A 21,010-nucleotide genomic window follows, 5' to 3' on the forward strand; every position below is an offset into this window, starting at 1 on the left:
TGCTTTTTTAACCGTTTTTCTGTTCAATCTGCTGTACTTCCTGCCCTCGCAGACTGATAATCGGCCCGCCCGTTCCTTCTATGTATGCTCTCGTAATGGTCACCTGACCGATATTGTCATCCTTTGGAATTTCGTACATGATATCCAGCATAAATTCCTCAATAATGGCGCGAAGCGCTCTGGCTCCAGTGTCTTTTTTAATTGCTTTCTCAGCAATTGCAGACAATGCTCCGTCATCAAACTCCAACTTCACTTCATCCAACGCCAACAACTTCTGATACTGCTTTAAGATCGCATTCTTTGGCTCTTTTAAGATCTGGATCAGCATTTCTTCGTTCATTCCCTGTAAGGTAAAGATAATCGGCAGACGCCCTAAGAACTCCGGAATCATTCCAAAGTTACGAAGATCTTCCACAGTCACTTTACTAAGGATTGTCTTATCATGATCGTATTTATCTTTTAAGTCTGCTCCAAATCCAATGGATGCCTGTTTCGTCAGACGCTCCTTAATAATTCCCTCCAAATCCGGAAATGCTCCGCCACAGATGAAAAGAATGTTCTTGGTATTTACCGTTGTCAGAGGTACCATGGCATTCTTACTATTCGCTCCCACCGGCACTTCCACGTCGCTTCCCTCCAGAAGCTTTAACATTCCTTGCTGTACCGATTCACCGCTGACATCCCGCTGGCTGGAATTCTTCTTCTTTGCAATCTTATCAATCTCGTCAATGAAAATAATTCCCTGCTCTGCTTTCTCCACATCATTATCTGCTGCCGCCAAAAGTTTAGACACGACACTTTCAATATCGTCCCCAATATATCCGGCCTCTGTCAATGATGTTGCATCTGTAATTGCCAAAGGCACATCCAGAATTCTGGCTAATGTCTTTACCAGGTACGTTTTTCCAGAACCTGTCGGTCCGATCATCAGCATATTGGACTTCTCAATCTCAATATCATCCATGGAATCTGTCGCCACACGTTTATAATGGTTATAAACAGCAACTGACATTGCCTTCTTGGCATACTCTTGACCCACTACATATTCATCCAGGCTTGCTTTAATCTTATGCGGCGCCGGAATCTTACGAATATCAATCAGAGGCGTCTTCTCTTCGCCTTCTTTTTTCTTCTTCACTTTCTGCTGCTTCGGAATTGCCTGTTCCATATCTGACATATTGAAAATCTGTACTCCCGGCATATTCATTAACCGGCTGTAATCAATCTGTCCGCTGGACATGGCATCAAAGCTCTTTTGCATACAATCACTGCACACACTGATATTGTTAGGAAGCTCGATCATCTTTCCCGCCACACTCTCCGGACGTCTGCAGATAAAACAGAACTTCTCATATCCATCATCCGTTCCTTCATTCTTTCCGGTATCTTTCTTCGTCGGTTCTACTTCTCCCTGCGCTTTTTCTACTTCCTCTTTTACTTTTGACGCTTCCTTTTGCTCTTCTTTTTCCAGTTTATGGGAAGCAACCTCCTGCTTCATTGCATCCAGCTCTTCCCCGTCAATTTCGTTAAAATTAATTTCCTCTGACATGTCTATTCCTTCTTTCTACTCCGTTTCTTCCGTCTTTGTCATTTGCAAAAATGCCTCTTCTGACAAAATCGGAATCCCCAGTTCATTTGCCTTTTTATTTTTAGAAGATGTAGAAGTTACATCATTATTGATCAGATAATTCGTCTTGGACGTAACCGATCCGGTCACCTTTCCTCCAAGACTTTCAATCAACGCCTTGATCTCCCCCCGATTTGCAAAGTGTTCTACACTACCTGTAATTACAAAATTCATTCCTGCAAAGATTTGTTCTTTTTCCTCGCCTTCCTCCTTCGGAATCATAAGTTCCTCAAGCAGATCCTTGAATCTCTTCACATGGATTTCCGAAGAAAAGTAATCTACATAAGCTTTCGCAATCACTTCTCCTACACCCGGAATCGCATTCAACGCCTCCATATCTGCCTGAAGCATCTTCTCTACATCATTTTGAAATTCTTTGCAGATCATCTTCGCATTGGCCAGTCCGATATTCGCAATTCCCAGCGCATAGATGACTCTTGGAAGCGTCGTCACCCTGGCCTTTTCAATGCTGTCTATCAGATTTTGATAAGACTTCTCCCCAAATCCTTCCATTGACTGAATCTCTTCCCGGTAACGATCCAAATGGAAAATATCCGCATATTCTTTAATATACCCCATCGCAATGAATTTTTCCAGTGTTGCCTCAGATAATCCTTCGATATTTAACGCATCCCGACTGACAAACAGCGCAAATGATTTCACGTGCTTTGCCTGGCATTCTTCATTGGTACAATAGAGGGCTTTCGCATTACTTACCTGCCTTATTTCTGTTGGTCCTGCACAGACAGGACAGGCTTTCGGAATCTCTTTTACACCGCTCCTGGTCAGATTTTCTGCAATCTGGGGAATAATCATATTTGCCTTATAAACTTCAATCTCGTCTCCTATTCCCAACTCCAATTCTTCCATAATGCTAATATTATGGACACTGGCACGGCTGACCGTTGTTCCTTCCAGTTCCACCGGTTCAAAGATCGCAACCGGGTTAATCAGCCCTGTGCGTGATGGCCTCCATTCGATCTCCAGAAGCCTGGTTCGTTTAATTTCATCGCTCCACTTAAACGCATAAGAATCCCTCGGAAATTTAGACGTGCGTCCAAGAGACTGTCCATAAGCGATATCGTCATACACCAGTACCAGTCCGTCGGTCGGGAAGTCATTTCCTTCAATCTTTTGTTCAAAGGCTTTTACCACAGATTCTACCGTATCCCGCTCCACCATCTCATATTCCACCACATCGAAGCCCTGCCCTTTCAGCCACTCCATCTGACAGGCTCTGGAATTATGAAAATCCACCTCCGGCGCCTGCACCAACGTAAATGCATAGAAACAGACATTTCGCTTCGCTGTAATTTCATTATTCAGCTGCCGCACAGATCCACTGCAGAGATTCCGCGGATTCTTATATTTTGCCGCTACATCTTCAATCTCAGCATTAATTTTTTCAAAATCCCGATACCCAATTACCGCTTCGCCTCTTAAAATCAGTTCACCCTGATAGGCAATCTGAAGCGGAATATTCTTGAACATTTTGGCATTGTTGGTGATTACCTCACCCACTTCGCCATTTCCTCTGGTAACCGCCTTCTGAAGCATGCCTCCCTGATAGGTAAGCACAATCGTCAGCCCGTCCAATTTCCAGGACAAAAGGGCCTTCTGATCTCCCACAAAATCCTTTAACGCCCCAATATCCTTTGTCTTGTCCAGAGATAACATCGGCTTTTCGTGGCGTTCTTTTGGAAGTTCACTTAATACTTCGTATCCCACATGAACCGTCGGGCTTGCCGACAGCGTAATCCCCAGTTCCTTCTCCAGTGCCAGAAGCTCATCGTAAAGCTTATCATACTCATAATTACTCATAATCTCCTGCGCATCCTGATAATATGCCTTTCCGGCTCTATTTAGCAGCTCTACCAGTTCCTGCATCCTGATTTTCTTTGATTTGTTCATACAATCCCTCTAATTCTGTTTTTGTCAATTGCCGTACCTGCCCCGGCTTTAAGCTTCCCAGTTCAACGTTCATAATTCGCGTCCTTACCAGACGTTCCACCTGATAACCAAGTGCGCTGCACATCCTTCTGATTTGTCGATTCAATCCCTGCGTCAAGATAATGGTAAACGTATATTTCCCTACTTGTTCCACCTTGCATGGCCGGGTAACGACGTCCATCCCTTTCTCCGAATCCACCAGGCGGACGCCCTCTTCCATCTCTTTGACAAAGGCATCCGTAATCGGACGGTCTACCCGCACGCGGTATTCCTTCTCATGGCCGTATCTGGCACGCATCATCCCATTGATCAGATCTCCGTCATTGGTCATAATCAAAAGTCCTTCCGACTCTTTATCCAAACGCCCTGCATAGGTCACCCTTACTGGATAATTCAAATATCGGATAATATTTTTCTTCTCTCGTTTATCCTCAGTACAAACAATCCCGGCGGGCTTATGGACCGCCAGGACTATCTTCTCCTGCCCATGTGCAATTCGTTTCTTTCCAAGCCGGACTTCCTGCCCCGGCTCTACTTTCATTCCGGGAACTGCCCGTTTTCCATCCACGGTCACCCGCCCGCTCTCAATCAGGCGATCCGCTTCCCGTCTGGAACAGACCCCGGCTTCACTTAAATATTTATTCAGTCTCACCATTTTGCAATACTCCACTGATACTGTTATCTTCTACAAATGTGTTGCCGTTATACAGGAATAAAATGTCTGTAATTTTATGATTCTGCATCACTTCTGTAATATCTCCATAATAATATCGGGGATCAATCACAATGATTTCCCGATAATACGGTGTCAAAAACGGAATCACTGCATTGGCATAAGAATCTTTAAAGAGCAAGAGTCTTGCCGTCGTATCCGCTGTCGTTCGGATATCAAGCATCGAATAATTTCCTCCCAGAAACATGCCATACTTGTCCTTCCCCTTCAATTTGGAACGGTCATAAAGCGTCGCAGTCTTTTTCTGCTCGTCCACATAGTTGACCACTACTTCCACTGCGTCCTTGTCTTTTTTAGGCGCATAAATATAAATTGATTCCTCGTATCCAGCCTCATATCCGCTGGTCGAAGACAAGGTTCCGTTAAAATCGTTCGCCACTGCGTAAGGTTTAAACGCCGGCACCTTACTCGGATCCAATTTCATGTTCTTTACCAGTGTCTCGTAAGCATAGGAGGCACCAAGCGTCGTCCAGTGATGATCCGTGTGATAGTAAATCTCTTCATTCTTATGCTTCTTCATCGCCTTGCTGACATCAATCCAATGAACCGAATCGCCCAGGTCTTTTTGAATCTTCGCAAACTGTGCATCCTGATCTTCTGTCACTGCAAAAGGCGGAAGCTTATCTTGCAGTACATTCGCCGCGTTTGGCACCAGCATCATATACACGGGAAGCTCCGGATACTCCTCTGCAAATGCACGGATCGCATCCGTATTCTTCTTCACCTGTTCTTCATTCATCACAGAAATATCTTCCAGCAGATAATTATCGCTTCCTTTGAATACACCGTTCGCCTTACGCTTTCCGGCAATCAGATCAACTCTGGTCTTTAAAGATACCCAGAAATCTCTCCCGGCAAACTGGTCGGATTTATAAGATTCATACTGCTTCATAAATCTTCCACTTTCCACTGCCCCTAAGGTAAGCTTTGGCTTTTGCTCCAGCACTCTGTTCTCCTTCTCTGAGAACTCCTTATCCTGGGAAACCAGGTTGACCAGACAAATCAGCCCTGTCGTTGCCAGAAATACGATTGCCGCCGCTTTCATTCTCTGCAATTTTCTTCTATTTCCACCATCCGATTGTCCCATACTTACTCCTAAAATCTAAAATACAAAAATGGATTATATGTCTCTGTTACCAAATATGCAATACACAACAGAAACATTGCCGCATATACCACACAATTTGCCAGAATCTTGCCTCTTCCTGCCATAACTCGTTCATAGGCTCTGTGTACTATCGGCGTAGAACCGATCACCAACAAAATCAATAAGAGCAGATTCGTCGTCAAAAGATAAAGTCCCTCGCTGTCAACCAGCCCATTTGCACCAACGCCAAACATCAGCTGAATATAATCTACCGCACCGCCAAGGGTCGGGCTAAAGAAGAATACCCAGCCAATCAGCACAAGTACAAGGCTATAGATATGTCGAATCACTGCCGGGAGCCGCTCCAGTACTCTGCTAAGGAAATATTTTTCAAGAATCAAAATAAGTCCATAATAGAGTCCCCAGGCTACGAAATTCCATGCAGCGCCATGCCAAAGTCCCGTCAAAAACCATACAATCAGAAGGTTACGAAGATGCTTGATAACCGGAACACGGTTCCCGCCAAGAGGGATGTATACATACTCTCGAAACCAACTTCCCAAAGAAATATGCCATCTCCTCCAGAACTCCGTAATACTCTGAGAAATATACGGATAATCAAAGTTCTTTAAGAATTCAAATCCAAACATCTTGCCCAGACCGATTGCCATATCAGAATAACCGCTGAAGTCAAAATAAATCTGGAAAGCATAGGAAATACATCCAATCCAGGCGCTTAAGACAGACACCTTTCCAGGAGCAAGCGCCGCCACCTCTGTATATACCATACCGATAGTGTTAGCTAGCAGCACTTTCTTTGCCAGTCCTCGAATAAAGAACATACTTCCCTCGCCAAATTTTCCCCAGGACTCTTTCCTTACATGAAGCTGACGATCCACATCTGCATACTGCACGATCGGTCCTGCAATCAACTGCGGGAACATGGTTACATAAAGCGCAAAATCCAAAAGATTGGTCTGCACCTTTACATGCCCCCGATAAACATCAATAATATACGATAAGATCTGGAATGTATAGAAGGAAATTCCGATTGGAAGCGCCATTGCCCGGTAAGAAATGTCTACCGGTAGCACGGCACTTAGGCTGTCTAGCACAAATCCTTCATATTTAAAAAAGCCAAGAATACATAGGTTTACTGCCACCGTAAAGATCAGACTTCTCCTTGCTGCCGCCTGATCTCCCAAATTTCTCGCAATATCCAATCCGCAAATATAATTAAACAGAATGGAAAAGATCATTAAGAAAATGTAAACCGGTTCTCCCCACGCATAGAACAAAAGACTTCCAAAGAGAAGAATCACGTTCTTCATAGGTCTTGGTACCAAGTAATATAAAATCAATATAATAGGTAAAAACGTAAATAAAAATACGATACTGCTAAATAACATCTGTTATGGTTCCTCTCTATATGCTCTTCTGAAATGCTTCATAGATTTGATCTGCATCTTTGGAAATAGTCAGAATTACATAGTATCCTTTGTTCTCCAGCACCGCAGAGTTAATAAGCTTCGTCTGCTTTGCTCCATACCCTTCAAAACTTTCCTTCTGGGTACTAAGTCTCTTTGCCGCTGCCGCCTCTACCGACTCTGCCTGCGACTTATCTTTCAGCTTCACAACCAGTATTTCATTGACGCTCATCACATCATCCGGAATGTAGAGCATCACTCCATCATAATCATCGGCATTAAGCCCATAGTATTTTTTCAAATCCTGCGTTGTGCCTTTGGTCATTCCGTCTTCTTTTGTCACCGCCATAATTGCCTTGCGTATCGTCTTCACCGGTGTGCTGTTTCCACCTTCACGAATATTCAAAAAAACAATGTAAGCAATAAATACCAGCACCATCGCATATTTCAACAAATTCAATATATCAAACTTTTGCTTCTTCATTATAATTTTGCGACCTCCGCCATGTGTTCCACCCACTCCGTATAATAGTCCGGCGACATATGAATGCCATCCTCTTCGTAAAATGCTTCTTCTACCAGTCCGGTATTATCAATATAGGTCAATCCCTCTTTCTCACACATCTGTTGAAGCTGGGCATTAAACTCCGGAACCATCCCATAAACCGGCTCTGCCTCCACAACAGACGCCTTCACAGGAAGGATACTGTTCACATAAATCTTCGTCTCCGGAAGTCCTGCTTTCAACTCCTTGATCACCGCATCGTATTTCTCACGAAAAACCGCCGGATCCCCATTGCAGCCCTTGATATCATTCATTCCATATGCGAGAAATAATTTCTGAGGCTTTATCTCCAATGCTTTCGCGATATGTGTTTCTATAATTCCATCCTTACCGCCTGCAACTCCCGCTCCGCGCTCGGCCTGCACCAGCGACTGATCCAGGATCGAATATGCATATAATCCCTGTGTTACAGAATCTCCCATAAGAAGGCAATTCACAAACTTCTCTGCCGCTGGGCGATTCATCCATTCTTCATCAGCAAGACGCTCTTCTTCCTCCAATGCCTGAATCTTCTGATCAACTTCTGACACGTCTTTTTCTTCCATAATCACAAGCTTTTTTACACCTTTTTCCGTGTCCTCTTTCGGATTCATCAGCCGGATCACCACAATAATGACCCCTATCACCAGGAGCGCCGCAGCCACCATCAATGCAATCCGAAGCACATGATCCTTATCTTCTATTCTATTTCTCTGTCGTCTATTATTTGTTCCCACTTTTCTCTCCCCTGTCACATATGCTGATTCACGTACATACTGATTTTATTGTACTGTTTTCTATCCCAAAAGTCAAACTTATGCTATACTGTTTTCATATCATTACAAAAGGAGCTTTTACATGAATATTCTAACTTTATCCGCTAAAAATTGTATGTCCCATCTGCTTCTCAAGGACACTTTCGATCACTTTTCATTTATTGAGGGTGAAATCACAACCTTTAACACGTTCACTATCGATGGCTTCCTCAAAAAAGATTTTTTTGACGAGGCACCAGAAGACGTACACTCTCACTGGAAAGATGTGCGGGAATTCTGTTTTCAGATCATTCGAGGAAAACGGACACCGCTTAGCTTCAAGATTATCCTCTCTCTTGCTCCGGAAAACTTTGCAGACTTCCTCCTTAAATACGAAGTCAGCGGATTCCGTCCGGAGGATATTCAGGGAATGTATTTAAACCTCAACTATGACGGTACCCGCTTAACTTGTACTACCGGTATCTCTCTGAAATTGTTCACTATGGATAAGACACTGGAAAAAGCATGGGATGATGCAGCACAGAAGAAACTGTTGGAACTGGAATTGGTTATATGATACCCTCATACTCCCATGTAATTCCATGATCTGCTGAGCGAAATACAATTCCAGTGCTTTCACTCGCCTCTGTTGTAACCATTACCTTCAATATATCTCCATCTTTCTGCGGCATATGGAAATAATCGTAATCTTCCACCGTATATCCGTATTCTTCTGCAACTGCCGGCATTTCTATTACTGCACTCATAGGAAATTCTATTTTTTCAAAAGACAGTCCCCCATCTCTAGTCGCATATAACGCCGAACCCGACTGTGATGCTCCTGTAAGTCCAATCACTCCAAACTGCTCGTCAAAAAATACCAGACCTTCCGTCACTCCGATTTGCCCGCCGAATGGATCTTCATTGATTCTCTCCCACGTTTTTCCCGCATCCACACTCTTTTCCATCACGTAGTATCTGCTTCCTGCAGCAGCATCAGCAACCACCAAGCGCCATCCTTTCTGCTCATTCAAGAAAAAATACATCGTTCCATCACTTTGATCGATGGTCCAAAGCTTGGTATCTTTTGCCGATTCTACTTGCTGCTGTGTATTTTTTTGTTTTATTTCCTTTTGACTAATATATTCCGGCTCCATCATATAGCGTACCGGCGTCACGCTCTCCACTTCCGGTATATGAAGTGATACTTCAAACCCGATGATCTCACCGCCATTTCTAAGCTGTTTAAAATATTCGTTTCCCCTCAATACTCCATATCCTTCTTGTCCTTTGGAACTTCCTTCGATATATTGCAGACCTTCTTCTGTCTGAAATGCCCTGCGCCCCATATAAAGGATCTCATATGTCTGTGATTGTCCGCTATACTCTGCCCATTCCTTTACCTGATTTTTCCAGTCTGCCTTTTCCAAAATCTCGCTCATTGGAGACAAGCGCATATCTTCCTCATATTCTCCGCCTGCATTGCCGTCTGTCCAGACTGTCATAGTATCACTTTTTTGGGAATTGTACTCAATGAGATACGTATTTTTCTTCCCTTTCTCATCCTGCCCGTACAACAAGGTGTCAATGCTCTGAATTCCCCCGGTTTCATCAAAGGACACCTGAAATCTTCCCGATACATAGAGCGTTTCCGGCAGTTTTAATCCCTGCTCTAAGTCCGATAAGATTCCTTCGACTCCGCTTTCATATAAATTATTATGTTCTAACGCAATCTCTTTTTTGTGCGTCCATTCATACACCTTCCAGGACAACGCACCATTGTACGGAATTGCAGAATAAATGATGCGCCCTCCAAAGAACAATGTCACAGCAAGCATCACTACAAGTTCTATAGAAAAAATTTTCTTTTTCATTCCATTTTCAGAGTCTTCTTTTTTCTGATGTTTTCTTCCAATCAGCCACATAACCAAAGTGCACACGAGCCCCAATAGCACAACCAGCAATTTGAGCATATGACTTCGCAGTCCTCCATATTGACATAAATGCCATAATTGATACAGCATTACAATGTAAAATACCAGGCTTAATTTTCCACCAATCCTATATACGTGCAACATAATTCTCCCTCCAAAATCATAGAAACCACACCGTTTTCATGTCATTGTCAGTTATTCGTAAAAATATCTTTCTAATGTTTATGATATTTACATAAATATTACATATGTAGGAATTAAAAGTCAAGTAAATTTGCAAATACCTTTTAGGTGTTTTCATTGCATTCAACATATGCCTGTGCTAAAATAAGAAAAAGGAAGACTGAGGCTCCATCGCCCCAGTCTTCCTTTTTATATCCTTCTCCTTATTTGTTACTCCACCGCGCGGATTCTTTCTACCACTGACTTTTTCCTGCCAATCAACCGCTCAACAATAAGTGGCACTGCCACACATACGACTACTACAATAACCGCCATAATAAAGACAGGAAAGACCGGAATCATAAAAGGTACTCCCCGATAATTCATGGACTGGTACAGATAATAAGTTACCGCGGTTCCTATCGTTGCTGTCAAAAACAAAGAGGTTCCCGCAAATAGCAAGCCTTCTATTATTAGCATCCGGCGCATCTGTTTCTCCGTCATTCCCACACTTTCCAAAATTGCTAATTCCGTCTGGCGGCTCTGTATATTTCCGGTCATTGTATTGACATAATTCAAAATTCCAATCAACGCCAAAATCAACACAACTCCTATGCCTACACCCATCATATTTCCCTGTGCCTTCTCTACATCTTCTGCTTCTTCTATCTTAGAATCAAAGGAGAAATCTTTGTAATACGAACTGTCATTCATTAATTGCATAAGCGCATTTTCCGTTTCTTTTTGGTATTCTTCTTCGTACTTAATTCCCACTTTGGATACATAAGTATTGTCTGCAAACTCTTCTATCGCCCGATCACTGACGATCATAGTTGGCGGCATACCAAGGAGAGCCCCCGTATAATAGTTCTCATCTGTCAAACCTGCAATTTTAAATGTTCTTGTATGCTCTCCATTTCCATATTCTGCACAAGTAATCTCTTTTCCTGTAAGATCACTATTCTTAAATTCCAGACTGTTCCGATAGATTAAGCAAGTCTCTCCGGAAAGGAAACTTTCTTTATCTATCGGATGTTCCAGTAATTGATTCAGATAATCAAAGTCCATTTCATCAATGCCAATCATAAATGAGCCAAAATTCTCCGGATGTTCCTGATGTTCTTTCCGGTCTTCTTCATATGGATAATACATCCACATATCATAACTTTCTTCCATCCATTTATCGATCACTTCCGATTCCCATGGAAACATAATTTCTGCACTCTTAATAGGATGAACGCCTTTGACACCTTCTGTTTTTTTCATTTGCTCCAGCATGGTTTCATCGATAATCTGCGTCCAATCATTATGGTTTTCCTCCTTGAGCGTGTCATTTTCCACGACCAGATCAAGATTCATATAATTTCCTACGATTGTCCGTGGTCCTTCGCTTTTAAGAAGTGTAACCAGACACAGAAATACACACAGGCTAACCGTCAAGGACAACACCACCACAACCGTTTTTTTCTTATCTTTTGCAAGTTGTTCCTTCGCCATTCGTAAGATCAGATTTCCATTTCCGGTTTTCCGCATACTCTTCTTTCCTGTCTGTGCGCGGTAGCCAAGGGCTTCCACCGGAGATATAGAAACTGCCAGCTTCGCCGGCTTCCTGCTTCCCATATAAATGGTAACGCCTGTAAGTAAAATAGTAAGCAAAAACACAAGTGGATGAAAGCGTACTTCAATGACTGCCTCCCGTATTCCCAATGCCTTCACCACTTCTGGAATCAGGAAAAATGCCACAAGACTTCCGACTGCAAGTCCAACTGTCATCCCAATCGATGCAATAAAAATCATTTGTCTGTGCATAAAGCGGTAAATTTGCCTTCCGGTCATCCCCACCGTCTGCAAAAGTCCATAATAGCGGACGTTCCCAGATACCGAGAGATATAAAATATTGTAAATCAACAAATACGCACTGAAACAAGTAATCAGTACCAAACCGATCATTCCCATAAGAATCTCTAACGCATTGCTGTAATCAGACAGAAAAAATAAGTTCTGCTGTTTTTCCAGCTCCATACTTGCAAGAAACACATCCTGTTCTTTCTTCGGCATATATTTCTTCTCAAAGTCAAGATAATACCTCGTACTCCTCACATCATAAAGTTCATAACCGGACTGTTCAAAATACGCTTTTGACATATAAAAAGTATCTGTATCACCATAGCCTTCCCACATACCGGAAATGCGAAATTCTTTTGTATAGCTTCCGTTTTTGTCCGCGTATTTCATCTGAAAGGAATCTCCGATTTCAAAATTTTCCAGACCGCATTCCTTCAGCGCGTCCACCGACACCATCACTTCATTTTCCTTGGTTGGATATTTTCCCTTCACCCATTTGACCGCAGGTCTCTTAATCTGATTCCAATAAGAATCATCTGCCCATATCAAGCCGACATTCGGTGTTTTATCTTTTTCTGTCTCCTCCACATAACCACAGACTACCACCGCTCCGGTTTCTTTTATGTCCGGATTCTTTTCACACACCGCCTCCTGCTCTTTGGTAAGCCCATATAAAATGGCATCATATTCCCCTCCATTGAGGCGGATATTCTGGGTTTTCTGCATTTTAAAATATGTAATGCCCACCGTAAATACACTGAACAGCATAAAGGTCGCAAGCGCCACCGCCATAATCATAATCAGGCTTCGTCTCCGGTTGTTGTTAAGAGAACGCCCCGCCATACGACTGATCACCTTCTGATTATTATTCTTAATCATCAAGCTCACCCGCCTTTACTACATGACCGTCCTCAATTCTCACAATACGGTCCGCCATCTGGGCAATATCCTGATCGTGGGTGATTAAAATCACCGTCTGCTTAAACTGGCGCGCCACCATTTTCAGAAGTCCCATAACATCATGGCTAGTTGCTGTATCAAGATTTCCAGTGGGTTCATCGGCTAAAATGATGCTCGGCTTTGATGCAATTGCCCTTGCGATTGCTACCCTCTGCTGCTGTCCGCCGGATAGGGTATTCGGAAGCGCTTCCCGCTTTTCATCCAATTGAAGAAGCTCTAAGATCTCGTCTACAAATTCTCTGTCAATGTGTTTTCCATCTAATTCAATGGGAAGAACTACATTTTCATATACATTGAGATCCGGCACCAAATTATAACTCTGGAATACGAAGCCCACCTTCCTTCTGCGGAAGATTGCAAGCTGTTCTTTACTAAGCTTTCCAAGCGCCTTATCCCCTACATATACTTCCCCCGAAGTCGGCGTATCCAATCCGCCGATCATATGTAAAAGCGTACTTTTCCCGCTTCCCGATTTTCCGATGATCGCCACAAACTCCTGCTCTCTCACTGCAAAATTCACATCATCCAATGCTTTCACCGTATGAGTTCCCAAACGATAATATTTTTTTAGATTTTTCGTCTTCACAATCCATGATTCCATATTTTAGTCTCCTTTTCTCGTAATCCAGAAAGCTTTTTCTTTCTAAGGAAATCATACGAATGAAAAATCACAAACCAGTTACGATTTGTGATTTTTTCCATCTTTTTTCTGTCCTTTTTATCCTTCATTCGGAAAATACAGCCTGAACTCTGCCCCTCGCCCTACCTCTGAGCGCACTTCAATATATCCGTTCTGCAATTCCATAATCTGTCTTGCAAGGTAAAGTCCGATTCCGATACCTTCCTGTTCATGTACCTCCGGTTCCCGATAGAAGCGTGTGAAAATCTGTGCCTGCCGCTCTGTGGCAATCCCTTTTCCTGTATCTTGAATGCTAAGCCTTGTAAAAATCTCCTGAAGCTTGATCTCAATATGAATCTTTCCTCCTGCCTCTGTATATTTTACTGCATTATCCAAAAGATTGAAAATCGCTTCTTCCGTCCACTTTCTGTCATGGAAGATTGGGAATTTTCCTTCTGCATCCACCGATATTTCAATCTGCTTCTTTGCTGCCAGCGGTACAATCTGAGCCACCGCATGTGAAAGTGTCTGCACCAGATCTTCCTTTTCTTTTTTAATAAGAATAACTCCCGTCTCAAGTCTCGACATCTTGACCATATTCTGAAACAAGAAATCAAGCTTATCAATCTGTTTCTCCATTTTCACAAGATATTCCTGCCCTCGCTTGGAAGTCAGTTCCTTAGACAAAATTTCAAGATAAAGTTTCTGATTGGCAATCGGTGTCTTCGTCTGATGGGAAATATCAGAAATCAACTCTTTGATGGTCTCCTTTTGCTTTCGGTTGGCATCCTGCCTTACTTTCCATACCTTCGAAAGTCTGCCTAACTTCTCATTGATTTTTCCATATAAAGTGTCTTCCATCTCTTCTGCGTCTTCCATCTCTTTGTCAGAAAGCAGATCATCCAGATGTCTTTCAAGACGGTCGGCGAAATCATAAACATCCTTCTTTTGCTTATAAAGTTTATATAACAATAAAATAATTAACAATAATAAACATATAATCACTATGATAAATCCAACCATTGATATCCCATCCCATATACATTTGAAATATATTTGTGCTGCGTATCTTCAATCTTTCCCCGCAGACGGTTCACATTTACAACCAGCGTATGTTTATCTACAAACTGGCCGTCACAATCCCACAAACGCTCCAACAAAACATTGTAAGTGAGAAGCTGGCGCCTATGCTCCAGAAAGACTTGCAAAAGCTTAAATTCTGTAGGCGTCAGCGAACAAGGCTTCCCGTTTACTTCCACCTTAGCTTTCGACAAATCTGCCCTGAGATATCCGTCATCAAATACGTTGTCTTCCTCCTCGGACACAAGCTTTAGCATGACGCGAATCTTTTTCAACAGAATTTTCATGGAAAATGGTTTGGTCACATAATCTTCTGCGCCAAGCTCATACCCCAAGAGCGCGTCTTCCTCCAAATCTCTGGCTGTCAAAAACAAAACAGGAACGTCCTTCTTTTCCTTCACCCATTTACAAAACGTGAAGCCTTCCCCATCAGGAAGATTTACGTCCAACAAGATAAGATCCGGCTCCTGCTCGTGATATCTGTCCCTCGCCTCTTTTATGGAGTATGCAGAAGACACCTCGTATCGTTCCTGCCGAAGCATATACGTAATACTTTCATTTAATTCATAATCATCTTCTACTAGTAATATGGTCTGCATGAAAATCTACCTCTTAACGTTCTGATATGTTTCTTACTTTTCTTTCTCCACTTTACAACTTTCTCATGGCATTTTCAATTCAAAAAAAACGAGAGCAACAAGAAATCCTTTTCTTGCTACTCTCGTTTGCTATATTTTTATATGTTATAAAATTTACGGAACTTATTTTGTAAGCAGCATCATAATCTCATTGCTTCTCTTTACAAAAGCGGTCATCTCGTCCGGATTCAGCGGTTTGTGCGCAAGCATTGCCAAATCATAAAGCTGTTTACAGATCACACCTGCATGCTCATCCTCCTGATGCTCTGCCACATACTGTACCAGTGGATGATTTGCATTCAGAATCAGCGCTGTCTCCATTCCCATATCCATTCCTGCCATGCCATACATCTTCATCATTTCCTGCATACGGCGGCTCTGCTCAGACAGGGTAATCATGGATGCCACGCTGTCATCTTTCAGCTTCTCAATCTTTACATCCAGCTTGTCATTGCCAAGCTCTTTGCGGAAGATCTCAATCAGGCTGTCAGATGTCTTCTTGAATGCTTCCTTTTCTTCCTCACTGATCTCTTCCTTAACATCTCCCGTTACATCGGCATCAATTCTCTGGAAACGAACCGTTGGATTTCTCTGCTCTAACTGGGTAATAAATGCAGAATCAATGTTATGATTCAAGATCACTGCGTCCTTGCTCTGGTTACGGAACAGGTTAATATACTGGCTCTGCTGAACCTCATCCGTCACATAATAGATCGTAGTCTTGATCTCTTCCACCTTATTATCATCTGGATTCTCGGCATTTTCACCCTGATGATCATTTGGCTCTACGGTTTCTCCGCCATTTTCCTCGATACAGTCTTTCAGCGTCAGATACTTAGAATCCAAATTCTTGAACAGGATTGCATCTTTCATCTTATCGCAAAACTTTTCATCTTTTAAGCAGCCGAATTTGATGAATGGACTGATATTATCCCAATATTTCTCATATTCTTCCCGTTTGGTCTTACACATACCAGACAATTTATCGGAAACTTTCTTTGCAATATAATCTGCAATCTTTGTCACAAATCCATCGTTCTGAAGCGCACTTCTTGATACGTTCAATGGAAGATCCGGACAGTCAATGACACCCTTTAATACCATCAGGAACTCAGGAATCACTTCCTTAATATTGTCTGCGATAAATACTTGATTGTTATATAATTTGATCGTTCCCTCAATGGAATCATATTCTGTGTTGATTCTTGGGAAGTACAGGATTCCCTTCAGGTTAAATGGATAATCCATATTCAGATGAATCCAGAATAATGGCTCCTTGTAGTCTAAGAATACCTTGCGGTAGAATTCCTGATAATCTTCATCACTGCACTCATTCGGGTGTTTTGCCCACAGTGGATGAACGTCGCTGATAGATACCGGGCGCTTCTTAATCTTCACCTTTTCCTTGGCAGGAGAAACTTCTACCATCTCTTTTTCGCCATTTTCATTTTCTTTTTCTTCCATCTTGGCATCTTCGTGGATGTGCTCGATCACCTCGTCATCCTCTTTTAAATCTGCCTCGTCGATGGTCTCGTACTCTGGCTCTGCATTCGCATTACTTAAGAAAATCTCTACAGGCATGAAGGAACAATATTTCTCCAATACCTCTCGAACACGGTATTCATTCGCAAATTCAATGCTGTCCTCATTCAGATACAGGGTAATCTCCGTACCTACCCCTTCTTTGGTTCCATCCTCCATCTCATACTCGGTACCCCCGTTGCTGACCCAGTGTACCGCTGTCGCTCCATCTTTATAAGACAGGGTGTCAATATGAACCTCATCTGCTACCATAAATGCAGAGTAGAATCCCAGTCCAAAGTGACCGATCATATCGTCTTCTGTTGTTTTATCTTTATATTTCTCCAAAAACTGTGTTGCGCCAGAAAATGCAATCTGTGTAATATATTCTTCAACCTCATCCGCAGTCATTCCCAATCCGGTATCGATAAATTTCAATGTCTTTTCTTCCGGATTTACTACAACCTGAATGGATGCTTTATAATCGTCCGGAATCTGATACTCTCCCATCATATCCAGTTTCTTCAACTTGGTAATCGCATCACATCCATTGGAAATCATCTCACGAATAAAGATGTCATGATCGGAATATACCCATTTCTTAATAATTGGAAATATATTCTCGCTACTGATTGATAAACTACCCTTTTTTGCTGCCATATTTATCACTCCTATTTTTATATTAAGGCGAACCTTCCGCCTTTTTTATCTAATGGATATGATAATACGCGTCCGCCTAAAAGTCAACACAAAATTAGCACTCTTTATCAAAGAGTGCTAATAATTGAATGAAAACTATAAAATTTTTATAAACTCTATTCGATGCTCTTTAAGGACTCTACCATATCAATCTTCTTCAGCTTAAAGTACATGACTCCATTTACAATCAACGAAAATGCAATGGTAAACAACAAACTGTACAGATAACTCGGCGGATTGATATTTCTTCCAAACATTGCTGCATCTACCTCTACCGTCTGAATAATGAAAAGATGCAGAATCCTTCCAAGTCCAGCTCCTACCAGCGCACCGATGAAAGTCAGCAGAATATTCTCCCGGTATACATATGCACCAACTTCCTTATCATAAAAGCCCAAAACCTTCAGTGTCGCCAGTTCTCTCTGCCGCTCTGCTATATTAATATTGTTCAGATTATAGAGCACCACGAAGGCCAGCATTCCCGCTGAAATAATGAGCACCACAATCACCAGATTCAAGCTCTTTAACATCTCATTTAACTGCTTCTCAATCTCATGCATATAGCTGACACTAAGTACCTCATCCCTTGCTAAGATATCCTCGCCCGCCTTCTCAAGCTCCTCTTTTGTACAGGAATCCTTTGCCGCGAACAACAGGCAGTTATACTCAGGGATTCTTCCATAGACCTTCTCATAGCATGCAGGCGTAAAGTAAATATAATGTCCCATATAGTTTTCACAGATGGCCGTTACCTTCACTTTGGGATTTCCTGCCGCCTCATCCTTAATCTCGATCTTTTGACCCGCTTCCACGTTAAGAAGCTTCGCCGTTTTTTCACTTAAAATTACGCCTTCGTCCGTCAATTCATAAGCTTTCTTCGTTCTCCGATCTCGGAAATTCACGTATTTCTCTACCTCTCCCGGATCCGCAAATACACACTGGTACGCATCTCGTTCTTTCTCACCATGCTTCAGTGTTACATTCATCATTGTTGCGTTCATAAAACGACTGACATCCGGGTCTTTGGAAAGGGACTTCTCCAGTTCGGCTTCTTCTGCTTCTGTCAAATCTTCTTCCGGGAAAATACTTCCGTCATAGGTCTGAATCTGTGCATACTGAAGGTCTGCAATCTCAAAAATGGAATCTCGAAGTCCAAATCCAACCAGCATCAGCGCCATACAGCCGCCAATTCCAAAAATCGTCATAAAGAACCGCTTTTTATATCGCATCAAGTTTCGTACTGTTGATTTCCAGATGAAGCTTAAATGTTTCCAGATAAATCCAACTCTCTCTAACAGCACCCTTTTCCCGTTCTTAGGCGCCGGCGGACGCATCAGCACTGCTGGCTGCGCTCCCATTTCCCGATAACAAGACAACATTGTCGCTCCTAACGTACACGCAATTGCCACAAAGGAGGCCGCCAACGCATATCCCACATGATACGGTACTAATATTTCCGGAATATGGTGATACATAATTCCATAGGCATAGATAATGATATAAGGAAGAACCTTCTCTCCTACGAGAACACCGATCACACTTCCTCCTGCTGATGCCAGCAGAGCATAACCCAAATACTTAGACGCAATCGTAAATTTCCCATATCCCAGTGCCTTCATGGTTCCGATCTGCGTTCTCTGTTCTTCCACCATACGAGTCATACTAGTCAAGCTTATCAGCGCTGCCACCAAAAAGAAGATCACCGGAAACACCTTTCCGATCGCCCGCATTCTGTCTGCATTCTCCCCATATCCTGCGAATTCCGGAAGGGAACTGCGATCGGTAAGATACCATTTAGGAAGTTCAATCTTCTGAACTTCCGCCTCTGAATCAGCAATCTTTTGTTCCCCTTCTGCAAGCTCTTCCTCTGCCTTTATGCGCCCTTCCTCCGCTTTTCTCTTCGCTTCCGAAAGCTCTTCCTGAGACGCCAAAAGCTCTGTCTCCCCAGATGCCAGTTCCTTTTCCTTACTTCCAAGCTCTGCATATCCCGCCTGAATCTGACTCTGGCCGGATTGAATCTGACTGTACGCCGTCGCAAGCTGAGCCTGCGATGCATCCAATGCCGCTTTCACTCCTGCAAGCTGCGCCGACGCCGCGTCTAATTCCTGCTGCCCAGCTGTCACTTTTGTATTTAACGTGTTATATCCGTTCTGGGCTTCAGTAATCGCTCCCTCTAACGTACTTTCCTGCATCCGCAAGCCTTCCAGAAGCTTTTCTTCATCTGAAGTAAGAGTCCCGGAAGCTTCTTTTTCCTCCAGAGGCCTTATTGCTTCCTGTACACCGGACAACTGTCCCTGCAGCGTCTGAATCCGTCCCTCCAGCTCCGTCACCTGTGCTCTTGCCGCCTCCAAAAGCGGCTCCGTCTCCGCTTTCTTTTGCAAAAAAGCGGCCTCTGCCTGATCATACGCGGTCTTTCCATTACTCCATTCCAGTATACCCGCGTCATACTGCGCCTTTGCTTCTTTTATCTCCTGCTGCTTTGCCTCCAGCGTCGATCGGGCAGCGGTAATCTGACTCTTTCCGCTTTGAATCTCCGCTCCCGCCACTGCAATCTGGCTTTCCCCGCTTGCAATCTGCGCCTCGGCATCTGCAAGAGTTGTCTCTGCTTCTGTTCTTCCGGCCTCCAGTTCCTCCTTCGCCTCCGTGATGGCCTCATTGACTTCATCCACCAATTCCTGCCTGCGAATCTGTCCCCGCTCTTTCGTAATGGCTTCTACTTTCTCCATTACCTCCTCTACCCGCTCATCATAAGCATCGGTGTAAGCAGTCAGTTCTCTGGCTTCCTCTACTTGAAGATAGGCTTCTGTATAAACCTCTAGTACAAACGTACTATCCGGCACCACCAAAAAGCCATCTATGCTTCCAGTTCCAATCGTGGTACTGCCTCTGCCAAAAGAAATATAGCAGGGACTGTTCCCAAGTCCCACTACCGTTAACTCTTCCTCTTTCAGTGTATCAGACACCGGTGCATCCGTTCCTGATTCCAGCTTAATGATATCCCCAATCTCATATCCCATTTCATCATCAGCCAGACACTCCCCCGCTTTCTTCGGAAGTCTTCCCTCACTGACGGTCACCTGATTCATCTTCTCCTGCAAGGACATGACATGAAGAACCTGCTGATTCTCTCCTGTTGTGCTCAAAAAATCCGCACTATAAGCTCCCTCTGCCGCTGCAACGCCATTCACTTTCTGAAACGCCTTTAAGTCATCCTCTGTGATTCCATAAGTTGAAACTGTTTTCAGATCCATCAATTTTTCCTGATCATAATAAGAATCACCCGTCAGACGCATGGAAGGCTCCGAGGCACGGATCCCTGAAAAGAACGCTACTCCCAGCGCCACAATAAATAAAATGGACAAAAATCGCCCCGGGCTTTTCCGTATTTCCATATAAAAATCTTTTCGTGTCGCTTTTGTTCCCATACGC

Annotated in this window: 15 protein-coding genes; 1 reads left to right on the forward strand and 14 read right to left on the reverse strand. The window is 43.1% G+C overall.

What is annotated here, in order from left to right:
- Positions 1–7 precede the first annotated feature (7 nt).
- From clpX to C0979_RS04245, 7 genes are read right to left on the reverse strand one after another with little or no spacing between them, the layout of a single operon-like run.
- Complete coding sequence (gene clpX / locus C0979_RS04215) at positions 8–1,549, reverse strand: ATP-dependent Clp protease ATP-binding subunit ClpX (RefSeq protein WP_242962643.1); 1,542 nt, start codon at positions 1,547–1,549, stop codon at positions 8–10.
- Between the two features lie 15 nt (positions 1,550–1,564).
- On the reverse strand, positions 1,565–3,538 hold the full coding sequence (gene ligA / locus C0979_RS04220) for an NAD-dependent DNA ligase LigA (RefSeq protein WP_101694839.1): 1,974 nt from the start codon (positions 3,536–3,538) through the stop codon (positions 1,565–1,567).
- Positions 3,486–4,232 (reverse strand): pseudouridine synthase, encoded by a 747-nt coding sequence (locus tag C0979_RS04225; RefSeq protein ID WP_101694840.1) that lies wholly within the window; start codon positions 4,230–4,232, stop codon positions 3,486–3,488. The genes ligA and C0979_RS04225 overlap by 53 nt, the downstream gene beginning before the upstream one ends.
- Positions 4,216–5,397, reverse strand: coding sequence for a DHHW family protein (locus tag C0979_RS04230; protein WP_173814542.1), 1,182 nt, complete (start codon positions 5,395–5,397; stop codon positions 4,216–4,218). The genes C0979_RS04225 and C0979_RS04230 overlap by 17 nt, the downstream gene beginning before the upstream one ends.
- Before the next feature lie 8 nt (positions 5,398–5,405).
- Positions 5,406–6,806 (reverse strand): MBOAT family O-acyltransferase, encoded by a 1,401-nt coding sequence (locus tag C0979_RS04235; RefSeq protein ID WP_101694841.1) that lies wholly within the window; start codon positions 6,804–6,806, stop codon positions 5,406–5,408.
- Between the two features lie 16 nt (positions 6,807–6,822).
- On the reverse strand, positions 6,823–7,308 hold the full coding sequence (locus C0979_RS04240) for a DUF4358 domain-containing protein (protein WP_101694842.1): 486 nt from the start codon (positions 7,306–7,308) through the stop codon (positions 6,823–6,825).
- Positions 7,308–8,105, reverse strand: a complete 798-nt coding sequence (locus C0979_RS04245) for a GDSL-type esterase/lipase family protein (protein WP_101694843.1) — start codon at positions 8,103–8,105, stop codon at positions 7,308–7,310. Before C0979_RS04245 ends, C0979_RS04240 begins: the two co-directional genes overlap by 1 nt.
- 121 nt (positions 8,106–8,226) lie before the next feature.
- Here C0979_RS04245 and C0979_RS04250 point away from each other — a divergent pair, with 121 nt between their 5' ends.
- On the forward strand, positions 8,227–8,700 hold the full coding sequence (locus C0979_RS04250) for a DUF5721 family protein (RefSeq protein WP_101694844.1): 474 nt from the start codon (positions 8,227–8,229) through the stop codon (positions 8,698–8,700).
- On the opposite strand, the gene C0979_RS04255 is transcribed toward C0979_RS04250, so the two are convergent.
- From C0979_RS04255 to C0979_RS04285, 7 genes are all read right to left on the reverse strand, one after another.
- Positions 8,693–10,201, reverse strand: coding sequence for a WD40/YVTN/BNR-like repeat-containing protein (locus C0979_RS04255; protein WP_101694845.1), 1,509 nt, complete (start codon positions 10,199–10,201; stop codon positions 8,693–8,695). The genes C0979_RS04250 and C0979_RS04255 overlap by 8 nt on opposite strands.
- 249 nt (positions 10,202–10,450) lie before the next feature.
- Positions 10,451–12,943, reverse strand: a complete 2,493-nt coding sequence (locus C0979_RS04260) for an ABC transporter permease (RefSeq protein ID WP_101694846.1) — start codon at positions 12,941–12,943, stop codon at positions 10,451–10,453.
- Positions 12,936–13,625, reverse strand: coding sequence for an ABC transporter ATP-binding protein (locus tag C0979_RS04265; RefSeq protein WP_101694847.1), 690 nt, complete (start codon positions 13,623–13,625; stop codon positions 12,936–12,938). The genes C0979_RS04260 and C0979_RS04265 overlap by 8 nt, the downstream gene beginning before the upstream one ends.
- A 117-nt stretch (positions 13,626–13,742) precedes the next feature.
- Entirely contained in the window at positions 13,743–14,666 is a 924-nt protein-coding gene (locus C0979_RS04270) for a sensor histidine kinase (RefSeq protein WP_101694848.1), read from the reverse strand.
- Positions 14,648–15,322 (reverse strand): response regulator transcription factor, encoded by a 675-nt coding sequence (locus C0979_RS04275; protein ID WP_101694849.1) that lies wholly within the window; start codon positions 15,320–15,322, stop codon positions 14,648–14,650. The genes C0979_RS04270 and C0979_RS04275 overlap by 19 nt, the downstream gene beginning before the upstream one ends.
- A gap of 162 nt (positions 15,323–15,484) precedes the next feature.
- Positions 15,485–17,542 (reverse strand): molecular chaperone HtpG, encoded by a 2,058-nt coding sequence (gene htpG / locus C0979_RS04280; RefSeq protein WP_101694850.1) that lies wholly within the window; start codon positions 17,540–17,542, stop codon positions 15,485–15,487.
- Between the two features lie 155 nt (positions 17,543–17,697).
- Positions 17,698–21,006, reverse strand: coding sequence for an ABC transporter permease (locus tag C0979_RS04285; RefSeq protein WP_101695313.1), 3,309 nt, complete (start codon positions 21,004–21,006; stop codon positions 17,698–17,700).
- Between the last annotated feature and the right edge of the window lie 4 nt (positions 21,007–21,010).

The sequence above is a fragment of the Dorea phocaeensis genome (assembly GCF_900240315.1).
Lineage (GTDB): Bacteria > Bacillota > Clostridia > Lachnospirales > Lachnospiraceae > Dorea_B > Dorea_B phocaeensis.